19 protein-coding genes and 2 riboswitches are annotated in these 17,938 nt (G+C 65.9%); of the genes, 16 read left to right on the top strand and 3 right to left on the bottom strand.

Annotated features, from left to right (window positions below):
* Position 1 precedes the first annotated feature (1 nt).
* Entirely contained in the window at positions 2-1,045 is a 1,044-nt protein-coding gene (locus G6N47_RS19975; protein WP_083134192.1) for a class I SAM-dependent methyltransferase, read from the bottom strand.
* Positions 1,046-1,223: 178 nt separating this feature from the next.
* On the opposite strand from G6N47_RS19975, the gene G6N47_RS19970 reads away from it, so the two are divergent.
* Positions 1,224-1,571, top strand: coding sequence for a hypothetical protein (locus G6N47_RS19970; protein WP_139799703.1), 348 nt, complete (start codon positions 1,224-1,226; stop codon positions 1,569-1,571).
* A 53-nt stretch (positions 1,572-1,624) separates the two neighbouring features.
* Here the strand turns inward: G6N47_RS19970 and G6N47_RS19965 are convergent, their stop codons facing one another.
* Positions 1,625-1,819 (bottom strand): ferredoxin, encoded by a 195-nt coding sequence (locus G6N47_RS19965; RefSeq protein WP_062538364.1) that lies wholly within the window; start codon positions 1,817-1,819, stop codon positions 1,625-1,627.
* Positions 1,820-1,890: 71 nt separating this feature from the next.
* Between G6N47_RS19965 and G6N47_RS19960 the strand changes: the two genes are divergently transcribed.
* Positions 1,891-3,066, top strand: a complete 1,176-nt coding sequence (locus tag G6N47_RS19960; RefSeq protein WP_083134194.1) for a cytochrome P450 — start codon at positions 1,891-1,893, stop codon at positions 3,064-3,066.
* 24 nt (positions 3,067-3,090) lie between these two features.
* On the opposite strand, the gene G6N47_RS19955 is transcribed toward G6N47_RS19960, so the two are convergent.
* Positions 3,091-3,642 carry a nuclear transport factor 2 family protein gene (locus tag G6N47_RS19955; RefSeq protein WP_083134206.1) on the bottom strand — a complete coding sequence of 184 codons (552 nt, stop codon included), beginning with the start codon at positions 3,640-3,642 and terminating at the stop codon, positions 3,091-3,093.
* 435 nt (positions 3,643-4,077) lie between these two features.
* On the opposite strand from G6N47_RS19955, the gene G6N47_RS19950 reads away from it, so the two are divergent.
* The 14 genes from G6N47_RS19950 (at position 4,078) to G6N47_RS19885 (ending at position 17,921) form a co-directional block, all read left to right on the top strand.
* Complete coding sequence (locus tag G6N47_RS19950) at positions 4,078-4,377, top strand: PE family protein (protein ID WP_062538365.1); 300 nt, start codon at positions 4,078-4,080, stop codon at positions 4,375-4,377.
* Positions 4,378-4,596: 219 nt separating this feature from the next.
* A complete protein-coding gene (locus G6N47_RS19945; RefSeq protein WP_062538366.1) occupies positions 4,597-4,893 on the top strand; it encodes a WXG100 family type VII secretion target in 297 nt (98 codons plus the stop codon).
* A gap of 59 nt (positions 4,894-4,952) precedes the next feature.
* The gene (locus G6N47_RS19940; RefSeq protein WP_045384667.1) at positions 4,953-5,237 is read left to right on the top strand and encodes a WXG100 family type VII secretion target; all 285 of its coding nucleotides are present in this window, start codon (positions 4,953-4,955) and stop codon (positions 5,235-5,237) included.
* A gap of 87 nt (positions 5,238-5,324) precedes the next feature.
* Complete coding sequence (locus G6N47_RS19935) at positions 5,325-6,239, top strand: ESX secretion-associated protein EspG (RefSeq protein ID WP_083134195.1); 915 nt, start codon at positions 5,325-5,327, stop codon at positions 6,237-6,239.
* A 172-nt stretch (positions 6,240-6,411) separates the two neighbouring features.
* The gene (gene eccD, locus G6N47_RS19930; protein WP_083134196.1) at positions 6,412-7,923 is read left to right on the top strand and encodes a type VII secretion integral membrane protein EccD; all 1,512 of its coding nucleotides are present in this window, start codon (positions 6,412-6,414) and stop codon (positions 7,921-7,923) included.
* Positions 7,901-9,625, top strand: a complete 1,725-nt coding sequence (mycP, locus tag G6N47_RS19925) for a type VII secretion-associated serine protease mycosin (RefSeq protein ID WP_163659704.1) — start codon at positions 7,901-7,903, stop codon at positions 9,623-9,625. Before eccD ends, mycP begins: the two co-directional genes overlap by 23 nt.
* Positions 9,622-10,821: a type VII secretion protein EccE gene (eccE, locus tag G6N47_RS19920; RefSeq protein WP_083132154.1), complete on the top strand. Its 1,200-nt coding sequence runs from the start codon at positions 9,622-9,624 to the stop codon at positions 10,819-10,821. Before mycP ends, eccE begins: the two co-directional genes overlap by 4 nt.
* Entirely contained in the window at positions 10,818-12,650 is a 1,833-nt protein-coding gene (gene eccA, locus G6N47_RS19915) for a type VII secretion AAA-ATPase EccA (protein WP_083132153.1), read from the top strand. The genes eccE and eccA overlap by 4 nt, the downstream gene beginning before the upstream one ends.
* Before the next feature lie 324 nt (positions 12,651-12,974).
* A riboswitch (M-box (ykoK) riboswitch) is annotated at positions 12,975-13,145 on the top strand.
* Positions 13,146-13,406: 261 nt separating this feature from the next.
* Positions 13,407-13,706 carry a PE family protein gene (locus G6N47_RS19910; RefSeq protein ID WP_083132152.1) on the top strand — a complete coding sequence of 100 codons (300 nt, stop codon included), beginning with the start codon at positions 13,407-13,409 and terminating at the stop codon, positions 13,704-13,706.
* Between the two features lie 16 nt (positions 13,707-13,722).
* Positions 13,723-14,919, top strand: coding sequence for a PPE family protein (locus tag G6N47_RS19905; RefSeq protein WP_083132151.1), 1,197 nt, complete (start codon positions 13,723-13,725; stop codon positions 14,917-14,919).
* Between the two features lie 337 nt (positions 14,920-15,256).
* Positions 15,257-15,428: riboswitch (M-box (ykoK) riboswitch) on the top strand.
* Between the two features lie 290 nt (positions 15,429-15,718).
* Positions 15,719-16,018 (top strand): PE family protein, encoded by a 300-nt coding sequence (locus tag G6N47_RS19900; RefSeq protein ID WP_083132150.1) that lies wholly within the window; start codon positions 15,719-15,721, stop codon positions 16,016-16,018.
* Positions 16,019-16,029: 11 nt separating this feature from the next.
* Positions 16,030-17,286 (top strand): PPE family protein, encoded by a 1,257-nt coding sequence (locus G6N47_RS19895; RefSeq protein WP_083132149.1) that lies wholly within the window; start codon positions 16,030-16,032, stop codon positions 17,284-17,286.
* Between the two features lie 42 nt (positions 17,287-17,328).
* Complete coding sequence (locus G6N47_RS19890; RefSeq protein ID WP_062538366.1) at positions 17,329-17,625, top strand: WXG100 family type VII secretion target; 297 nt, start codon at positions 17,329-17,331, stop codon at positions 17,623-17,625.
* An 11-nt stretch (positions 17,626-17,636) separates the two neighbouring features.
* Positions 17,637-17,921, top strand: coding sequence for a WXG100 family type VII secretion target (locus G6N47_RS19885; protein ID WP_083132148.1), 285 nt, complete (start codon positions 17,637-17,639; stop codon positions 17,919-17,921).
* The last annotated feature ends 17 nt before the right edge of the window (positions 17,922-17,938 follow it).

Below are 17,938 nucleotides of genomic sequence, written 5' to 3'. Positions count from 1 at the left end.
GTTACGGGCGACGCTGGTAGACGAGCCAGCGCAACTCGATCGGTGACTGTTCGGGCGCGACGTCGAACAAGTCGAGGCCGTTGGCCCAGTTCTCGTACCAGCCGGTGGGCGGCCAAGCCCCTTCTGGCAGATGGGTTTTCTCGTACTCGTAGGCTGAGTCGTCGGCTACAAGGTCGAGAGGCAACCGGGCCGCCGCGGCCGTCATCTCGTCGCGGGTGAAAACCATTGTGTTGCATTGTTGTCCGAGTTCCCGCGCGGCGTCGTCAGGGGTGTAATCGTCGCGGGCCACGAAGGCGTTGAACACCAAACAACCGCCGGGGGCCAGGCGCTGGGCGGCCAGTTCGAACATGGCCCGTAGCTGCTGTGTCGTCCGGAAGTCGGGCACCACCTCGGAGAGGACGATCAGCCGATAATCCCGGCGCAGACCATCCGCGGCCTCAAAGACGTCACCCTCGACGATGCGTACGTCGAGTGATTCCCGTTCGGCTTCGTAGCGGATGATGTGGGCGAATTTCGGGCTCATCTCGACGGCGTCGACCGGGTGGCCGCGTCGCGCCAAGGCCAGCGCGTTGCGCCCGGTTCCCGCGCCGATGTCGAGCACCGGATGGTTTGTGGGATCAGGTATTTCGCTGGCCAAAACCCACACTCGCGCATCTGGTTCCGCGCCGAACAGCGGTCCCTCGCGAGTGGCGACCCAGTGGTCGTACTCGCCCTCGATGGTCGACGTTTCCACTGCGACGCTGTAGTGCAGCGTGGTGCCGAACGGAGCGTGGTACGAGATGACAATGTTGGAACGGGAGGACGCCGTGTAGGCCTGAGCCAACTGATCCGCCAAAACTGTTTTCAGTTGGGCGAATTGGTCGGCGGTGACCTCCACTCCCATGCCGGCGAAGACGTTGTGACACATCGTGACGTACTCGCCGAGCATGGCAGGAACTGCTGGCAGCGTGATCTGGCCGGAGGCCACCGACCGGCGATACAACCGCCGCACCATGGCCGCACGCAGCGTCGATGAATCGATCGAGCTGCGGGCGGGGTCGTCCATCAGACTCTTTTACACGACATGGCCGGCATTCGCACGGGTAGCTGCCGGGACGCCGGGTAGCGCGGCAGTAGCCCAAAGATGAACAGTTGGAAACGGTCTGCAGGACCAATGGATTTCGGGCAGTGAGAGGGTAGGTTGCAGCGTGGTGAACGGTCGGGGCTCGGGTTAGGAGTGTCGCATGGCGCAGCCTGCGGAGTCATCTGGTTTGCTGACTATGTCGACGAGTCATCCGGGCGGACCAGGGCCGTGGACTGGGGCGGCCAACATCCCGGCGCGTCCGGCGAAGCCTGCCGAGGTAGCGCAGGCGCGACTCTTCGAGGGGATCCTGCAAGCGGAAATCGCCGAGTTACATGAAATCGCGTACCGGATGGCGGAATCGCTGGATCAGCAATTCGAGACCGGTGGCGTTGCGCCGACCAAGCATCTGCTGCGGATCCACTCGCGCATCGACGAGATCCACCGCCTGCTCAACGCGTTACGGGGCCGGTTCCCGAGCGCCCGGTGGGACGGCGAGGCGCCTGAGTAAAGTCCGCGAAAACCGATGTGCGCCTGGCAATCTGGCCGCTACCGAAAGCGCGGTCAATCCTCGTCCAAGATGAGCGCCATCTCCGGACAGGCCGCCACCCCGTCGCGAGTCACCTGCGCATCCTCGGGCCGCACCTCGTGTTCTTCGAGGATGGAATAACCGGACTCGTCGATGGGGAAGAGATCGGGGTCGACGGCATAGCACTGTGCATGGCCCACGCATTTCGACTGTTCCAGACGAACTCTCATGGGCTTGTCCTCCCGCGGTCGCGCACCGCATCGATTCTAGAAGCCACCCGTGCGCGCATACGATGCGTGGCATGAGCACCGCGGATGACGGGGAGGCCGGCAGCTTTCATCTGCCGGTGCTTGACTACGCCTCGCTGCCTATGGCGGCCGACCGCGGCGTCGGGTGGAAGGTGCTTCGTGATGCCGGCCCGGTGGTGTTCATGAACGGCTTCTACTACTTGACCCGTCGGGAGGATGTGCTCGCGGCGCTGCGCAATCCCACGGTCTTCTCGTCGCGATTGGCGCTCCAACCGCCGGGCAGTCCGCTGCCGGTGGTACCGCTGGCGTTCGACCCGCCGGAGCACACCCGGTACCGAAAGATCCTGCAGCCGTACTTCAGCCCGTACGGGTTGAGTAAGTCTCTGCCTGTGCTACGCCGACATGCTGCGGACATGATCGAGGCGATCGCCCAGCGTGGCGAATGCGAGGCGATGGCGGACCTGGCGAGTGTCTATCCATTTCAGGTGTTCCTCGATCTGTACGGTCTGCCGCTGGAAGATCGTGATCGCCTGATCGCCTGGAAAGACGCCATCGTCACCGCCTCGGCCTACCCAACCCAGGCGGAAGTGACCTCGACGCGCGAGCTCTTCGAGTACCTGGCCGACGCGATCGCACAACGCCGGCGAAATCCGGGCACCGACATGTTGTCGGCGGTGATGACCGGCGAGGGCGCCTTCAGTGATCTCGAGCTACTGGGCATGAGCCACCTGTTGATCCTGGCCGGCTTGGACACCGTGACGGCGGCGATCGGGTTCTCGCTATTGGAGCTGGCGCGCAGACCGGCGCTGCGGAGCATGCTCCAGGACAATCCGAAGCAGATCAGGGTTTTCATCGAAGAGATCGTCCGGCTGGAACCCTCGGCACCGGTGGCGCCGCGAGTCACCACGCAGACTGTCGTCGTCGGCGGCATGACGCTACCCGCAGGCTCACACGTGCGGTTGTGCATGGCCGCGGTCAACCGTGACGGCAGCGACGCAGTGTCGACCGACGAGCTGGTCATGGACGGCAAAGTCCACCGGCATTGGGGATTCGGCGGCGGGCCGCACCGCTGTTTGGGATCGCATTTGGCACGCATGGAATTGACCGTGATCGTCAGCGAGTGGCTGAAAAGAATCCCGGATTTCACGGTTGCCCCGGATTACGTGCCCGAGATCGCTTTTCCGGCTAAGACCTTCGCGCTCAAAACATTGCCACTGCGCGTCGGCTGAATTGACTAACTGCGTGCGGCCAACTCACCACGACGCTGCCCGTGGCAGGTAAGGGTCCATAAAGCCCGGGCGCGACGGGACGGGGCGTAGACGGTCGTTCATGGTCGTCGTCCCGATGTGGCGTTCGAAAATCCGCCAGCCACCCTCGGTGCGTCGCAAGCGGTCCGTCATGGCGGAGTAGACCCAGATGGCCGGCAGATCATCGGGGCCGTCGGGCACGTCGCCCCGGACCACCTTCGGCCCCGTCTGCTCCGGCGCATAGCGGATGAGCAGGTTGTGGTAGCGCACGATCACTCCGTCGTCGCCGTCGCGATCGACGATCGGGTTGGTCGCGATGCGGCTGACCCCGGGAACGCTGTACGGATACATCTCTTGGAAGAAGCGCCGCGTTTCCGCCCGGCCACGATTGATGCCGTGGGTGTGGTAGGTCACGCTGTCCGGTAAGAACGCCTCGACCATTGCGTCGATGTCCCAGGCATCGAACAGCAGGTTGACACGGTTGATGAAGTCGACGGCACTCGCCCGGTCCGCAGGATCGACAGTGCTGTCCAGGGCTACCGCGGGCAAGTTCGTCATGGTCACCTCCCGACCGTCGGTGTGCATCGATCGTTAACGGGCAGTTTACCGACCGTTCACTTACAGGCCAATCACGAAACGCTGAGTGGTAGCTGTGCGTTGCCGGTGAATCCGAGGGGCTTATCCGCGGCCAGATTTTTATCGCTCGCGCGAGCACTTTTGGCCCTCAGGCACTGCGAGTCATGACCGCGCCGGCGCTTGGCCGGTAGCCATTCTCAATCCGCAAGCACAGAATTCGACCAGGTTGTTGGCCACTTCGGCGTCGCGAGCGCCTGATTGCGTCCCCAACTTGTTACTGAGTTGTTACTGCAGATGAACAGTTGTTGTCGCTGGGTGAACACTTGCGAACACGGGGCGTTGGCGGCGGCAACGATCAATACGGCCATCTATTGTCATGCACGGAACGATTCTGAGACTTTTGGAGGAGGAGGCTAGATGTCGTTCGTGACCACACAGCCCGAGGCGTTGTCGGCGGCGGCCGGAAGCCTGCAGGGGATCGGCTCGGCACTGAGCTCCCAGAACGCGGCTGCGGCGGCCCCAACGACGGGGGTAGTTCCGGCAGCGGCCGACGAGGTGTCGGCGCTGACCGCGGCACAGTTCGCCGCACACGCCCAGATGTACCAGGCGGTCAGCGCCCAGGCCGCGGCCATTCACGAGATGTTCGTGAACACGCTGGGCACCAGCGCCGGGTCGTACGCGGCCACCGAGGCCGCCAACGCTATCGCGGCCGGCTGAGTACCGAAGTAGCGTTGATAGATGGATTTCACGACTGCCGCAGCGTCCCTGCGGTTCGAAATTCGTCCCACCGTCGTCTCATGCACGGTGGCAGCCGGTTAGGGGGAAGGGGGATCGTCCGTTGTGTATTCGGGTCGGCGGTTATGCCACCGCGTAACCCGTCCGGCTATCACTCGTGAGTTCGGGTCCAGAGCTTTAGACCAGTAAGGAGACATTCAAGTGACCACGCGCTTTATGACCGACCCGCACGCGATGCGGGACATGGCGGGCCGTTTCGACGTGCACGCTCAGACCGTTGAGGACGAGGCCCGCAAGATGTGGGCGTCCTCGCAGAACATTGCCGGTGCCGGCTGGAGCGGGACGGCTCAGGCCACCTCCTACGACACCATGGGCCAGATGAACACCGCGTTCCGCAACATCGTCAACATGCTGCACGGTGTGCGCGACGGGCTGATTCGCGACGCCAACAACTACGAAGCTCAAGAGCAGGCCAGCCAGCAGATCCTGAGCAGCTGACTCACTGCGGTTTTCGCCGCATCTGCGTAAGCTTTCACAACGTTAGGAGAACACTTCCCATGACGATCAACTACCAGTTCGGCGACGTCGACGCCCACGGCGCCTTGATCCGCGCCCAGGCCGCTTCCCTGGAGGCCGAGCACCAGGCCATCATTCGCGATGTGCTTGCTGCCGGGGACTTTTGGGGTGGCGCTGGGTCGACGGCCTGCCAGGAGTTCATCACCCAGTTGGGTCGCAACTTTCAGGTGATCTACGAGCAGGCCAACGCTCACGGCCAGAAGGTGCAAACCGCCGGCTCCAACATGGCCAGCACCGACTCCGCCGTCGGCTCCAGCTGGGCGTAGCACACTCGAAAGCAAGGCACGGCAGCACACCCCCTCGGTGTGCTGCCGTGTCCTGCGGTTTCCAACTACAGCGACACGAGAGTAGCGATGGACCAACAGGGCACCCGGACGGATATCACCGTCAACGTCGAGGGTTTCTGGATGCTCCAAGCGCTGCTGGACATCCGCCACGTCGCCCCCGAGCTGCGTTGCCGGCCATACGTCTCCACCGATTCCAGCGACTGGCTCAACGAGCATCCTGGCATGGCGGTGATGCGCGAGCAGGGCATCGTCACCGACGACACGGTCAACGAGCAGGTGGCCGCGCGGATGCGAGTGCTGGCGGCGCCCGATCTGGAGGTCATCGCGCTGCTGTCGCGCGGCAAGCTGCTCTACGGCGTCAAGCAGAAGGAAGAGGGCGAAGAAGAGGAGCCGGTCGGGTCGCGCGACATCCCCGACAACGAATTCCGGGTGGTGCTGGCCCGGCGTGGGCAGCACTGGGTCTCGGCGGTGCGGGTCGGCGACGAGATCACGGTCGACGACGTGGCGATCACCGACACCGCCTCGATCGCGGCGCTGGTCTTCGACGGGCTGGAGTCCATCCACCACGCCGATCCGGCGGCGATCAACGCCGTCAACGTGCCTCTCGAGGAGATGCTCGAGGTGACCAAAGCCTGGCAAAGCTCGGGCTTCAACGTCTTCTCCGGCGGCGACCTGCGCCGCCTGGGCATCAGTGCGGCGACGGTGGCCGCGCTCGGGCAGGCGCTGTCGGATCCGGCCGCCGAGGCAGCGGTCTATGCCCGGCAGTATCGCGACGACGCCAGAGCGCCAAGCGCGTCGGTGCTGTCGCTGAAAGACGGCTCCGGCGGCCGCATCGCGATGTACCAGCAGGCCCGCACCGCCGGGTCCGGGGAGGCGTGGCTGGCCATCTGTCCGGCCACCCCGCAGCTGGTTCAAGTTGGGGTGAAGACCGTTTTGGACACGCTGCCCTACGGCGAGTGGAAAACGCATCGCAGAGTTTAACAATTGCGCGGGAAAAACCGTGCACACCAACGATTTTGATGGCGCCATTCGCTTGGGGTGCGGATCGCCCGAAATGCTCTAGAATTGGCTCGAGAATTGGGACTGGAGTCACAATTATAAATCGCGAGGCGAGGCACATGGATTCACAATTCGTCGGCAAAGAGGTGTCGCGGTGACCGCGGTGGTGGCCGAGGCGCCCCAGCCCGGCGCGGAGGCGGTTTCCACCCCACAAGCGGCAGTGGTCGCGGTCATGGCCGCCGACGTGCAGATCGGTGTGTTGCTGGACGCCAACGCCCCGGTGTCGGTGATGGTCGACCCGCTGCTGAAGGTCGTCAACAGCCGGCTTCGGGAGCTCGACGTCGCACCGCTGGAAGCGACCGGACGCGGCCGGTGGGCGTTGTGCCTGATCGACGGCACCCCGCTGCGGGCCAATCAGTCGCTGACCGAGCAGGACATCTACGACGGCGACCGGTTGTGGCTGCGGTTCATCGAGGACACCGAGCACCGCTCCCAGGTCATCGAGCACATCTCGACGGCGGTGTCGGTCAACCTGTCCAAGCGGTTCGCCGCCATCGACCCGGTCGTCGCGGTCCAGGTCGGTGCCGCGATGGTCGCCGTGGGCGTGACGCTGGCCGCGGGGTTGCTGGGCTGGTGGCGCTGGCGGGATGACTCGTGGCTGACCGCGAGCTATGCGGCCGTGGTCGCGGTGCTCGTGCTGACCGTGGCCACGCTGGTGCTGATGCGGTCGACGTCGGTGGCCGGCCGGCGCGTCGGCGACGCCGTGCTGATCAGCGGCCTGGCGATGCTTTCGGTCGCCGCGGCCGCGACACCGCCGGGACCGGTGGGCGCTCCGCATGCGGCGCTGGGTTTCGCCGTCGCCGGCGTCGGGTCGATGCTGGCTATGCGACTGACCGGCCGGCGGCTGGGAATCTACACCGCGATCGTCACGATCTGCGCCGCCGCGATGCTCGCGGGCGCGGCGCGGATGCTGCTGGGGACCGGCCCGGTGACACTGATGACCTGCGTGCTGCTGGCCTGCGTGATCGGCTACCACACAGCGCCGTCGATGTCGCGCTGGCTGTCCGGCATCCGGTTGCCGGTGTTCCCGTCGGCCACCAGTCGCTGGGTGTTCGAAGCCCGGCCTGACCTGCCGACCACCGTGACGGTCTCTGGCGGCGGGCGCCCGGTTCTGGAGGGCCCCGCGTCGGTGCGCGATGTGCTGCTGCGGGCCGAGCGTGCCCGCTCGTTTTTGAGCGGTTTGCTGGTTGGGCTCGGCGTGCTGACGGTGGTCTGCCTGGCCGGCTTGTGCGACCCGCACACAGGGCAGCGGTGGTTGCCTGTGCTGCTGGCCGCTTCCACTGCCGGGTTCCTGCTGCTGCGCGGTCGCTCGTATGTCGACCGCTGGCAGGCGATCACGCTGGCCCTGACCGCGGTCATCATCGTCGCGGCCGTGGTGGTCCGCTATGTGCTGGTGCTGTCGTCACCGCTCGTGGTGTCGGTGGGCGTAGGGATCCTCGTGCTGCTTCCGGCGGCCGGGCTGACCGCTGCGGCGGTGGTGCCCAACACCATCTACAGCCCGCTGTTCCGCAAGATCGTGGAATGGATCGAATACCTGTGCCTGATGCCGATTTTCCCGCTGGCACTGTGGCTGATGAATGTCTATGCAGCGATCCGGTACCGGTAGCAGGCGCGGGGCCCGCGCGGCCAGCCTGGCTGCCACCACACTCGTCGTCGCGTCCGCGGCACTGGCTGGAGCGCCGTCGGCCTACGCGATCAACCCACCCGTGATCGACCCGGCCGCAGTGCCGCCGGACAGTCCGCCCGGACCGGCGCAGCCGATGCGGCAAAGCGCCTACTGCACCGAGGTTGGAGCGTTGCCGGGCACCGATTTTCGGGTGCAGCCGAAATACATGGACATGCTGAACTTGCAGGAGGCATGGCGGTTCGGCCGCGGCGACGGAGTCAAGGTCGCCGTCATCGACACCGGGGTGACCCCCCACCCGCGGCTGCCGCACCTGACCGCCGGCGGTGACTATGTGATGGGCGGCGGCGACGGGCTCTCGGACTGCGACGCCCACGGCACGATCGTGGCGTCGATGATCGCTGCGGCGCCGGCCACGAGCGCGGAAACCGCGCCCCCGCCGGCCCGTAAACCCCCTCCCGTCCCCACCAACGAGCCGCCGCCGCCACCGCCGCCACCGCAGACGATCACGATGTCGGTGCCACCCCCGCCGCCCCAGACCATCACGATGGTCCCGGCGCCGTCGCCGACGGAGGAGGCCCCGGCGCAACCGGGCTTGCCGTGGATGCCGGCACCGCCCAAGGCTCCGGCGAGCAACCACGGTCACGGAAAAGTGGTGACGCCCAACTATTCCGGCGGCGGCCAAGCTATCTCCGTAGACCGGCCGGTCGCCCCGGCGCCGCCGGCCGACGCGTTCAGCGGCGTGGCACCCGACGTCGAGGTGATCTCGATTCGCCAGTCCAGCCAGGCTTTCACGCTCAAGGATGCGTTCACCGGCGACGAGGATCCGCAAACCCGGCAGAAGATGGACAGCATCCGGACCATGGCCCGGGCGATCGTGCACGCGGCAAACATGGGTGCCTCGGTGATCAACATCTCCCAGGTGTTGTGCATGAGTGCGCGCAGCGTCCTCGATCAGACCGACCTGGGGGCCGCGGTCCGTTACGCAGCGGTCGACAAGAACGCGGTCATCGTCGCCGCCGCCGGGGACACCAGCCAAAAAGACTGCAAGCAGAATCCGATCTTTGATCCGTTGCTGCCCAACGATCCTCGCGATTGGAACGGTGTGAACACGGTAGTGACCCCCTCGTGGTTCAGCGACTATGTGCTCTCCGTCGGCGCGGTTGACGCCGCGGGCGCGCCGATGGACAAATCAAGTGTGGCCGGGCCATGGGTGTCGATCGCGGCGCCCGGCACCGACGTCGTCGGGCTGTCACCGCGCGATGACAGCCTGATCAACGCGATCGACGGTCCGGACAACACGCTGCTGGTACCGAGCGGCACCAGCTTTGCCACCGCGATTGTCTCCGGCGTTGCGGCGCTGGTCCGCGCGAAATATCCCCAGTTGTCGTCACACCAGATCATCAATCGGCTGATTCACACCGCCCGCGCCCCGGCGCGGGGAGTGGATAACCAGGTCGGCTACGGCGTTATCGACCCGGTAGCGGCGCTTACCTGGGATGTGCCCGACGGTCCGGTGGTGGCCAAAGAATTGTCGTCGCCGCTGAAAATGCCCCCGCCGCCACCACCGCGCAATATGACGCCGGTGTGGGTTGGAGCCGGGGGGCTGGCCGCCGCGCTATTGATAGCTGGTGCGGTATTCGGCGGGGCGGTGCTGATGCGGCGAACGGAGCGAGACCGATGAAAGCGCAACGCAAATTCGGGCTGGCCCTGTCGTGGCCGCGAATCACCACGGTGTTTCTCATCGACGTCGCGGTGCTGGCAATCGCCAGTCATTGCCCAGACGCCTGGCAGGCCAACCACATCGCCTGGTGGTCGGGTGTCGGAGTGGCCGCGGTGGTGGCGATAGTCGCTCTGGTGACTTTCCGGGGCATCCCGCTGGCCTCGGCTCCGGTTGCGCGAGTGCGCAATTGGTACGCCGACCCCGAGGCGCTGGTAGCCGGGTGCACACCCGCGACCGACCACCAGCGCCGGTTCGGTCGCGAGGTGGTGGGGATCCGCGAGTACGGCGGTCGACTGGTCACGGTCATCTCCGTCGAAGGTCCCGCGGAACTGCCCTCGGGCCGGCATCGTCAGCAGAACGGGTCGTCGGGCGTGCTTCCGGTGGAAGCGGTGGCAACGGCGTTGCGCCAGTTCGACGTTCGCCTTGACGGTGTCGACATCGTCTCGGTGGGGACTCGCAGCGGGCCCACCGGTGTCGAATCGGCCGTGCAGGACGATTTCGGAGCTGCCGATGACGGCCGAGGACGTCCGCTCGATGAGCGCCGAACCTGGTTGGTGGTGCGGATGGATCCGCAGCACAACGTTGCCGCGGTGGCGGCCCGTGATTCGGTGGCCTCGACGCTGGCCGCCGCCACCGAGCGGCTCGCCCAGGAGCTCAACGGCCGCCGCTGCGTGGCCCGTACGCTCAGCGCCGCCGAGATCGCCGACGTCGACGACGCCGTGCTGGCGGGCCTCGACCCGAGCCAAATCCGGCCTTACTGGCGCTATCTCAAGCATCTCGACGGGTATGTGACGAGCTTCTGGGTGTCGCCGTCCGACATCAACGGGGAGACGCTGGAGGAGCTGTGGCTGGCCGACACCGACGCCACCGTGGTCACGGTCAGGCTCCTTCCGCGCCGCCACGGCATCGACGTCTCGGCGGTGGTCCGGTACCACAGCGACAAGCGTCTGCGAAAAAGGTTGTGGGGCGGGCTGAATCGACTCACCGGACGCCAGTTGGCTGCCGTGCGCGCCAGCTTGCCGGCGCCGTTGCCCGGTCCCGCGCTGGCGCTGCCGAGCAGGGCACTGGCCGACGACGAAGCGCTGGCTGTACCTATTGACGCGGCCGCGGCCGTCCCGCCCGAGTACTCGGCGAATGCCGTGGGGGCGCCTCGATGACCAGGCCCCCGACCGCCGCGACGGATGCCCGTAACGCGATGGTTGCGGGCCTGCTGGCCTCCGGCATTTCCGTCAACGGCTTACAGCCCAGCCACAATCCGCAGGTAGCCCTGCAGATGTTCACCACAGCCACCCGGCTGGATCCGGACATGTGCGACGCGTGGCTGGCGCGCGTGCTGGCCGGCGATTCGAGCATCGAAGTGCTCACCAACGCGTGGGAATCCGTCAAGACGTTCGGTTGGGAGATCCGTCGGCTGGGCTTGTCGGAGTTGGAGTTTCGGCCCGAGGTCTCCGACGGACTGTTCCTGCGGTTGGCGGTCACCAGCGTGGAATCACTGGCCGCGGCGTATGCGGCCGCCCTGGCCGAGGCGAAGCGATACGACGAAGCCGCCAAGATTCTCGAATCGGTTGAGCCGCGACTGCCGTCCGACGCGGAGCTGCTCACCTACGTGCGGGGTGTGCTGTACTTCCGCACCGGCCGGTGGCCCGATGTGCTGGCCCAGTTCCCGCCCGCGAAACCCTGGCGTCAGCCCGAGCTGAAGGCCGCCGGCGCGGCAATGGCAACGACGGCGCTGGCGTCGCTGGGCGTGTTCGAAGAAGCCACCCGCCGCGCCGAAGAGGCCATCGAAGGCGAGCGGGTGCCGGGCGCGGCCAACGTCGCGATGTACACCCAGGGCATGTGCCTGCGGCATCTGGGCCGTGAAGACGAGGCCGTCGAGCTGCTGCGCCGGGTGTATTCGCGGGACTCGAAATTCGCGCCCGCCCGGGAGGCGCTGGACAATCCCAATTACCGCTTGGTGCTGACCGATCCGGAAACCATCGAGGCGCGCACCGACCCGTGGGATCCCGACAGCGCACCAACCCGGGAAGAGGCCGAGGCCGCCCGGCACGCCGAGATGGCCAAGAAGTATCTGGCCGAAGGGGACGCCGAGCTGGGCGCGATGCTGGGCATGGAGAAGGCCAAGCGGGAAATCAAGCTGATCAAGTCGACGACGAAGGTCAACATGGCCCGCGCCAAGATGGGGTTGCCCGTCCCGGTGACGTCGCGGCACACCCTGCTGCTGGGCCCGCCCGGAACCGGAAAGACCTCGGTCGCGCGCGCCTTCACCAAGCAGCTGTGCGGCCTGGGGGTCTTGCGCAAGCCGGCAGTGGTGGAGACCAGCCGCACGAAACTGCTGGGCCGCTACATGGCCGACGCGGAGAAGAACACCGAGGAGATGCTCGAGGAGGCACTGGGCGGTGCGGTGTTCTTCGACGAGATGCATACCCTGCACGAGCGGGGCTACCACCAGGGCGACCCCTACGGCAACGCAATCATCAACACCGTGCTGCTGTACATGGAGAACCACCGCGACGAGCTGGTGGTGTTCGGCGCGGGCTACGCGAAAGCGATGGAGCGGATGCTGGAGGTCAATCCAGGTCTGCGGCGCCGGTTTTCGACGGTGATCGAGTTCTACAGCTACACGCCCGACGAGCTGATCGCGCTGACCCAGTTGATGGGCCGGGAGAACGAGGATGTGATCACCGACGAGGCCGTCGAGGTGCTGCGGCCGTCGTACGAGAAGTTCTACGCCGACGAGACGCTGTCCGAGGACGGGGACCTGATCCGGGGGATCGACACGCTGGGCAACGCGGGGTTCGTGCGCAACGTGGTGGAGAAGGCTCGCGATCATCGCAGCTTCCGCCTCGACGACGAGGACCTCGACGCGGTGTTGTCCAGCGACCTCGACGAATTCACCGAGGACCAGCTGCGCCGGTTCAAGGAATTGACCCGCGAAGACCTCGCCGAGGGACTCAGTGCGGCCGTGGCGGAAAAGAAATCCGACTAACCGCTGCAACCTCGCGCGCGCGAAATAGCCGATGTGACAGGCAGATTGACGGTCATGCCCGCTAAAGCGCTGCTCACAGCAAGTCATCAGCAAACTCTGACGCAATTCGCAGGTGGTCCTTATCTCGCGCCGGCCGTGGCGCCGAGTAGCCTCAATTCTGACAATAGTGCCTGGTCAGAGCCACTTCTGTGCGCGGTCGCGTCGGACTTCAGCACCGCGGCATAGCCGCTTGCAGCAATCTGACCTCACAGCGGCGCCGAGCTGTCCCCAGTGCCGGATTCAAACGGGTTGACCACTATCACCGGCGGTGCGAGCATGACGCTGCATGCACCTCGCTAGGTGAGGCGTCTGCGCGGATATAGGCCACTGACCCCGAACGTCGAAAGACGCCCAGGGTCAGGACAGCTCCTCCCGGCTTAAGGGTTGAGCCCAAGTGGCTTCCGGGACAACCGGATACGCCGTGTAGTGCCAAAGCTCTGACGAGAGAGGTGCCGTTCAGCCGTCCTCGGATGGCTCACCTCTCTGGGTGCAGGCACACGGCGGGAGGGGGTGAGCGCAAGATCCAAATCTGTTGGTAGTTCTAGCAATTGATGACCGTTTCGTTCCGATCCGGTCACGGCAGCTTTCCCGCAGACTGAATCGGCTTGCGCCAACACATATCTCCGCTTTCGGGACCTATGGGCAATGACGCACCCGCAAGCAGCACAGCGGCCGAGGCCCGTTTCCGGGTCGGACTGATCCGTAAGGAGAAAGTCCATGTCGTTCGTGACAACACAGCCGGAAATGCTGTCGGCGGCGGCCGGCAACCTGCAGGGGATTGGTGCGGGTTTGACCGCGCAGAACCAGGCAGCGGCCGTCCCGACCACCACGGTGCTCCCCGCGGCGGCCGACGAGGTGTCGGCGTTGACCGCGGCGCAGTTCGCCGCGCATGCACAGCTGTACCAGGCGGTCAGTGCGCAAGCGTCGGTCACTCATCAGATGTTCGTGTCCACCCTGAGCGTCAGCGCTGGGTCGTACGCGGCGACCGAGGCGGCGAATGCCGTCGCTGCGAGCTGAAAAGGGGGGTGGCGCAATGGATTACGGAGCATTTCCACCAGAGTTCAACTCCGCTCGCATGTATGCCGGCGCCGGCGCGGGACCGCTGCTGGCCGCTGCATCGGCCTGGGACGGGCTGGCCGCCGAACTGAGTTCTGCGGCGTCTGCCTATTCTTCGGTGATCTCCGGGCTGGTCGGCGGCTCGTGGCTGGGGCCGGGTTCGGCGTCGATGGCGGCGGCAGCAGCGCCCTACGCGGCGTGGATGAGCACGACCGCCGCGCAGGCCGAGCAGACGGCCAACCAGGCCAGAGCCGCGGCGGCCGCCTACGAAGCGGCTTTTGCGATGACCGTGCCGCCGCCGGTGATCGCGGCCAACCGCAGCCTGTTGGCGTCGCTGGTCGCGACCAACATCTTGGGGCAGAACACCCCGGCGATCGCGGCCACCGAGGCCCACTACGCCGAGATGTGGGCCCAGGACGCCGCGGCAATGTACGGCTATGCCGGCGCTTCGGCGGCTGCGACCAAGGTGACACCGTTCACCGCCCCGCAGCAGAACACCAATCCCAGCGGGCTCGTCGCACAGAGCGCGGCGGTCGCCCAGTCCACCGGCTCGTCGGCCGGCACTGGTGTGCAGAGCGCGCTGTCACAGATGGTCACCACCACGCCGACGACGTTGCAGGCACTGGCAGCACCTGCGGCTGCGCCCGCAGCGCCGTCCTTGCCGTTTGGCTTGCAGCCCGGCGACATCACGAATGCAGCGACGAACCTCGTCAGTGGCGTGATGACTCCATATTCCTTCGCCGGCATCACCCAGGTCGGGGCGGATATGGCCGTCATGCACGCCGCAAGCCTGGGCGGACTGGGCATCGATGGCTCGGACGAGATCGCGCCCAGCGTCATACCAGCAATGCCGGGCGGGAAAGTAGCTGCCATCACACCGGCCGGCTTGGGCGGGGCGGGAACAGTGACCGCCGGCATCGGCCGGGGCACCTTGGTCGGCGCCTTGTCGGTGCCGCAAAGCTGGGCGTCGGCCGCGCCAGCGACGACGCCGGCAACGGCGTCGTTGGCCTCCAGCTGGACCGCCGCCCCCCAGGCCGCGGTAGAGGAGATGTCGGGCATGCCGGGTATGCCGGGGATGCCGATGGTGGGTTCGGCCGGGCGCGGTTTCGGTTTCGCCGCGCCGCGATATGGGTTCCGGCCCACCGTGATGGCACACCCGCCAGCCGCCGGATAGGAGACCCGAAACCGTGGAATAGCCAGCAGCCGTTTGCTTTTCGGTGGCGTGCCACTCGCGCTTGTTCAATCCTGCATTGGATGACCGGGCGCAGTAGTCGCTTGCCGCCGACGTCTTTGCGGTGAACAACAGGCGACGCACGGGTAGTTCACAGGAACTAACCAGCTGTTTGTGACACAACGCCCAGACAACCCGGCTTCCGCGACCGGCACTGCGCCAATTCCCAGTGCTGGTCGCCCACAGGGTATTTCGGCGTCCTCTAATTTCGCGGTCAACTTCGAACATGAAAGCCATTCGGAGTTGACGCGGATGGATCTTGGTGCCAAGATGGCCACTGCAAGCACCTCGCTAGGTGAGGCGTCTGCTACGGACAAAGGCCACTGACCCCGAACGTCGAAAGACGCCCAGGGTCAGGACAGCTCCTCCCGGCTTAAGGGTTGAGCCCAAGTGGCTTCCGGGACAACCGGATACGCCGTGCAGTGCCAAAGCTCTGACGAGAGGGGTGCCGTGTCCCGGTTGATTGCCGGGCCGCTTCACCCCTTTGTGCAACCTGTTGGCACCCCCGTGTGCCCCGGCCGTGAGGAGGTGAGAGCGACGTGAGTCCCAGTGACAGTCCCTATCCGAGATCGATGACCGTTTCGCTCGAATCCGACCCTGGCATCGTTCCCTTCATCTGAATCGGCTTGCGCCGCTTCGGCTAACGTACGCGCGTCCTCGTTCATTGAGTGCGCGTGGTCTTGTCGTGCTCCGGCACGAGCGCATACGCAGATCCAGTCTGCCTTCCGTAAGGAGAACTCCGATGAGCTTTGTGACCACCCAGCCCGAACTCCTGGCAGCGGCAGCCGACCACTTGGGCGGTATCGGGTCAGCTCTGGCTGCCCAGAACGCGGCTGCGGCGCTTCCGACTACTGGCGTGGTGCCCGCAGCTGCTGACGAGGTATCTGCGCTGACAGCAACGCAATTCGGCGCACACGCCGCGATGTACCAGGCGGTCAGCGCCCAGGCCACCGCCGTTCACGAAATGTTCGTGCGCATGTTGGGTGCTAGCGCCGGGTCGTATGCGGCGACCGAGGCGGCTAACACCATTGCTGCTGGGTAAGGAGTATTGCGATGACTGCGGTGTTTGACTTCGGCGCATTACCGCCGGAAATCAACTCGGCCAAAATGTATGCGGGCCCGGGGGCCTCGTCGATGCTGGCCGCCGCTTCGGCGTGGGACGGACTGGCGGCTGAATTGCGTACGCAGGCAGCCTCGTACGCGTCGGTGGTTTCGGGACTGACCACCGAGGGGTGGCGTGGTGCGGCGTCGACGTCGATGGCGGCTGCGGCGGCACCTTATGTCGCGTGGATGAACACGACTGCTGCGCAGGCTGAGCAGACCGCGAACCAGGCCAAGGCCGCTGCTGCGGTGTATGGCACCGCGTTTGCGATGACGGTGCCGCCGCCTGTGATCGCGGCCAACCGCGCGCAGTTGGCCGCGCTGGTCGCGACCAACATCTTGGGGCAGAACACGCCTGCAATCGCGGCCACCGAGGCGCACTACGGCGAGATGTGGGCCCAAGATGCCGCGGCAATGTATGGCTATGCCGGCGCATCGGCGGCGGCGAGCAAGGTGACCCCGTTTGCCGCGCCGGCGCAGACCACCAACCCCTTGGGACTGGCCAGCCAGGCAGCCGCGGTGACGCAGGCGTCCGGGACGGCTACGGGGACGAGCACCCAGTCGACGCTGTCGCAGCTGACCTCCACGGTGCCTACCGCGCTGCAGGGGATGGCGTCGCCCGCGTCGTCGACGTCGTCCTCGTCGTCGGGACTCGGCGGAATCCTCGGTCTGCTCACCGGACAGGGTTCGGGAAATACTGCGCTGGACAACTTTTGGAACCAGTGGGGACCCAACGCGAACATCTGGAACACCATCTTCTCGTCCGGTTTCTACATGCCGAGCAACACGTTGGGCGCCTTCACGAGTCTGATGGGCAGTGCCGCCGCGGGTAACGCGGCCGGGGAAGCATTGGGAGAGGCCGCAACTGGCGGTCTCGGAGCCGCTCTGGGCGGACCGGTCTTGAGTCCCCTGGGCGGTTTGGGTGGTCTTGGCGGTCTCGGCAGCGGAGTGTCTGCGGGTTTGGGCCAGGCGCCTTCGATCGGTGCACTGTCGGTTCCGCCGAGTTGGACCGCGATGGCTCCGCCGGTGACCCCGCTCGGCTCGGCACTGGGTAACACCCCGTTGAGCGCGCCACCGGCTGTCGCGGCCGGTATGCCCGGTGTTGCGCCTGCGGGAATGGCGGGACGCGGGGCGGGCGGCACTGTCATCGCGGATAACCGCTTCCTGGTCCGTCCGCCGATGGTGCCCAATTGGTCGGCCGTCGGATAGCCCTGGTTGGCAACCGATTTCGAGAGAAAGGGAAAGATTCATATGACCACGCGCTTTATGACCGATCCGCATGCGATGCGGGACATGGCGGGCCGTTTCGACGTGCACGCTCAGACCGTTGAGGACGAGGCCCGCAAGATGTGGGCGTCCTCGCAGAACATAGCCGGTGCCGGCTGGAGCGGGACGGCTCAGGCCACCTCCTACGACACCATGGGCCAGATGAACACCGCGTTCCGCAACATCGTCAACATGCTGCACGGTGTGCGCGACGGGCTGATTCGCGACGCCAACAACTACGAGGCCCAAGAGCAAGCGTCCCAGCAGATTCTGAGCAGCTAGGAGAACCGATCATGAGCATCAACTACCAGTTCGGCGACGTCGACGCCCACGGCGCTTTGATCCGCGCCCAGGCCGCTTCCCTGGAGGCCGAGCACCAGGCCATCATTCGCGATGTGCTTGCTGCCGGGGACCTTTGGGGTGGCGCTGGGTCGACGGCCTGCCAGGAGTTCATCACCCAGTTGGGTCGCAACTTTCAGGTGATCTACGAGCAGGCCAACGCTCACGGCCAGAAGGTGCAAACCGCCGGCTCCAACATGGCCAGCACCGACTCCGCCGTCGGCTCCAGCTGGACCTAACCTGCTGCGCCGCAGCT

This window comes from Mycobacterium branderi, assembly GCF_010728725.1.
In the GTDB taxonomy this organism is placed as follows: domain Bacteria; phylum Actinomycetota; class Actinomycetes; order Mycobacteriales; family Mycobacteriaceae; genus Mycobacterium; species Mycobacterium branderi.
The sequence above is the reverse complement of the archived record's forward strand: the minus strand, read 5'-3'. Positions and strand labels throughout refer to the sequence as shown.

What these genes read in the sequence shown, in the direction of transcription:
- G6N47_RS19910 (WP_083132152.1), top strand. Translation starts at nt 13,407, where the DNA reads ATGTCGTTCGTGACAACACAGCCGGAAATGCTGTCGGCGGCGGCCGGC.
- eccE (WP_083132154.1), top strand. Translation starts at nt 9,622, where the DNA reads ATGAAAGCGCAACGCAAATTCGGGCTGGCCCTGTCGTGGCCGCGAATC.
- G6N47_RS19960 (WP_083134194.1), top strand. Translation starts at nt 1,891, where the DNA reads ATGAGCACCGCGGATGACGGGGAGGCCGGCAGCTTTCATCTGCCGGTG.
- G6N47_RS19890 (WP_062538366.1), top strand. Translation starts at nt 17,329, where the DNA reads ATGACCACGCGCTTTATGACCGATCCGCATGCGATGCGGGACATGGCG.
- eccA (WP_083132153.1), top strand. Translation starts at nt 10,818, where the DNA reads ATGACCAGGCCCCCGACCGCCGCGACGGATGCCCGTAACGCGATGGTT.
- G6N47_RS19940 (WP_045384667.1), top strand. Translation starts at nt 4,953, where the DNA reads ATGACGATCAACTACCAGTTCGGCGACGTCGACGCCCACGGCGCCTTG.
- G6N47_RS19900 (WP_083132150.1), top strand. Translation starts at nt 15,719, where the DNA reads ATGAGCTTTGTGACCACCCAGCCCGAACTCCTGGCAGCGGCAGCCGAC.
- G6N47_RS19905 (WP_083132151.1), top strand. Translation starts at nt 13,723, where the DNA reads ATGGATTACGGAGCATTTCCACCAGAGTTCAACTCCGCTCGCATGTAT.
- G6N47_RS19970 (WP_139799703.1), top strand. Translation starts at nt 1,224, where the DNA reads ATGGCGCAGCCTGCGGAGTCATCTGGTTTGCTGACTATGTCGACGAGT.
- G6N47_RS19895 (WP_083132149.1), top strand. Translation starts at nt 16,030, where the DNA reads ATGACTGCGGTGTTTGACTTCGGCGCATTACCGCCGGAAATCAACTCG.
- G6N47_RS19950 (WP_062538365.1), top strand. Translation starts at nt 4,078, where the DNA reads ATGTCGTTCGTGACCACACAGCCCGAGGCGTTGTCGGCGGCGGCCGGA.
- G6N47_RS19965 (WP_062538364.1), bottom strand. Translation starts at nt 1,819, where the DNA reads ATGAGAGTTCGTCTGGAACAGTCGAAATGCGTGGGCCATGCACAGTGC.
- G6N47_RS19935 (WP_083134195.1), top strand. Translation starts at nt 5,325, where the DNA reads ATGGACCAACAGGGCACCCGGACGGATATCACCGTCAACGTCGAGGGT.
- G6N47_RS19955 (WP_083134206.1), bottom strand. Translation starts at nt 3,642, where the DNA reads ATGACGAACTTGCCCGCGGTAGCCCTGGACAGCACTGTCGATCCTGCG.
- mycP (WP_163659704.1), top strand. Translation starts at nt 7,901, where the DNA reads ATGCAGCGATCCGGTACCGGTAGCAGGCGCGGGGCCCGCGCGGCCAGC.
- G6N47_RS19885 (WP_083132148.1), top strand. Translation starts at nt 17,637, where the DNA reads ATGAGCATCAACTACCAGTTCGGCGACGTCGACGCCCACGGCGCTTTG.
- G6N47_RS19975 (WP_083134192.1), bottom strand. Translation starts at nt 1,045, where the DNA reads ATGGACGACCCCGCCCGCAGCTCGATCGATTCATCGACGCTGCGTGCG.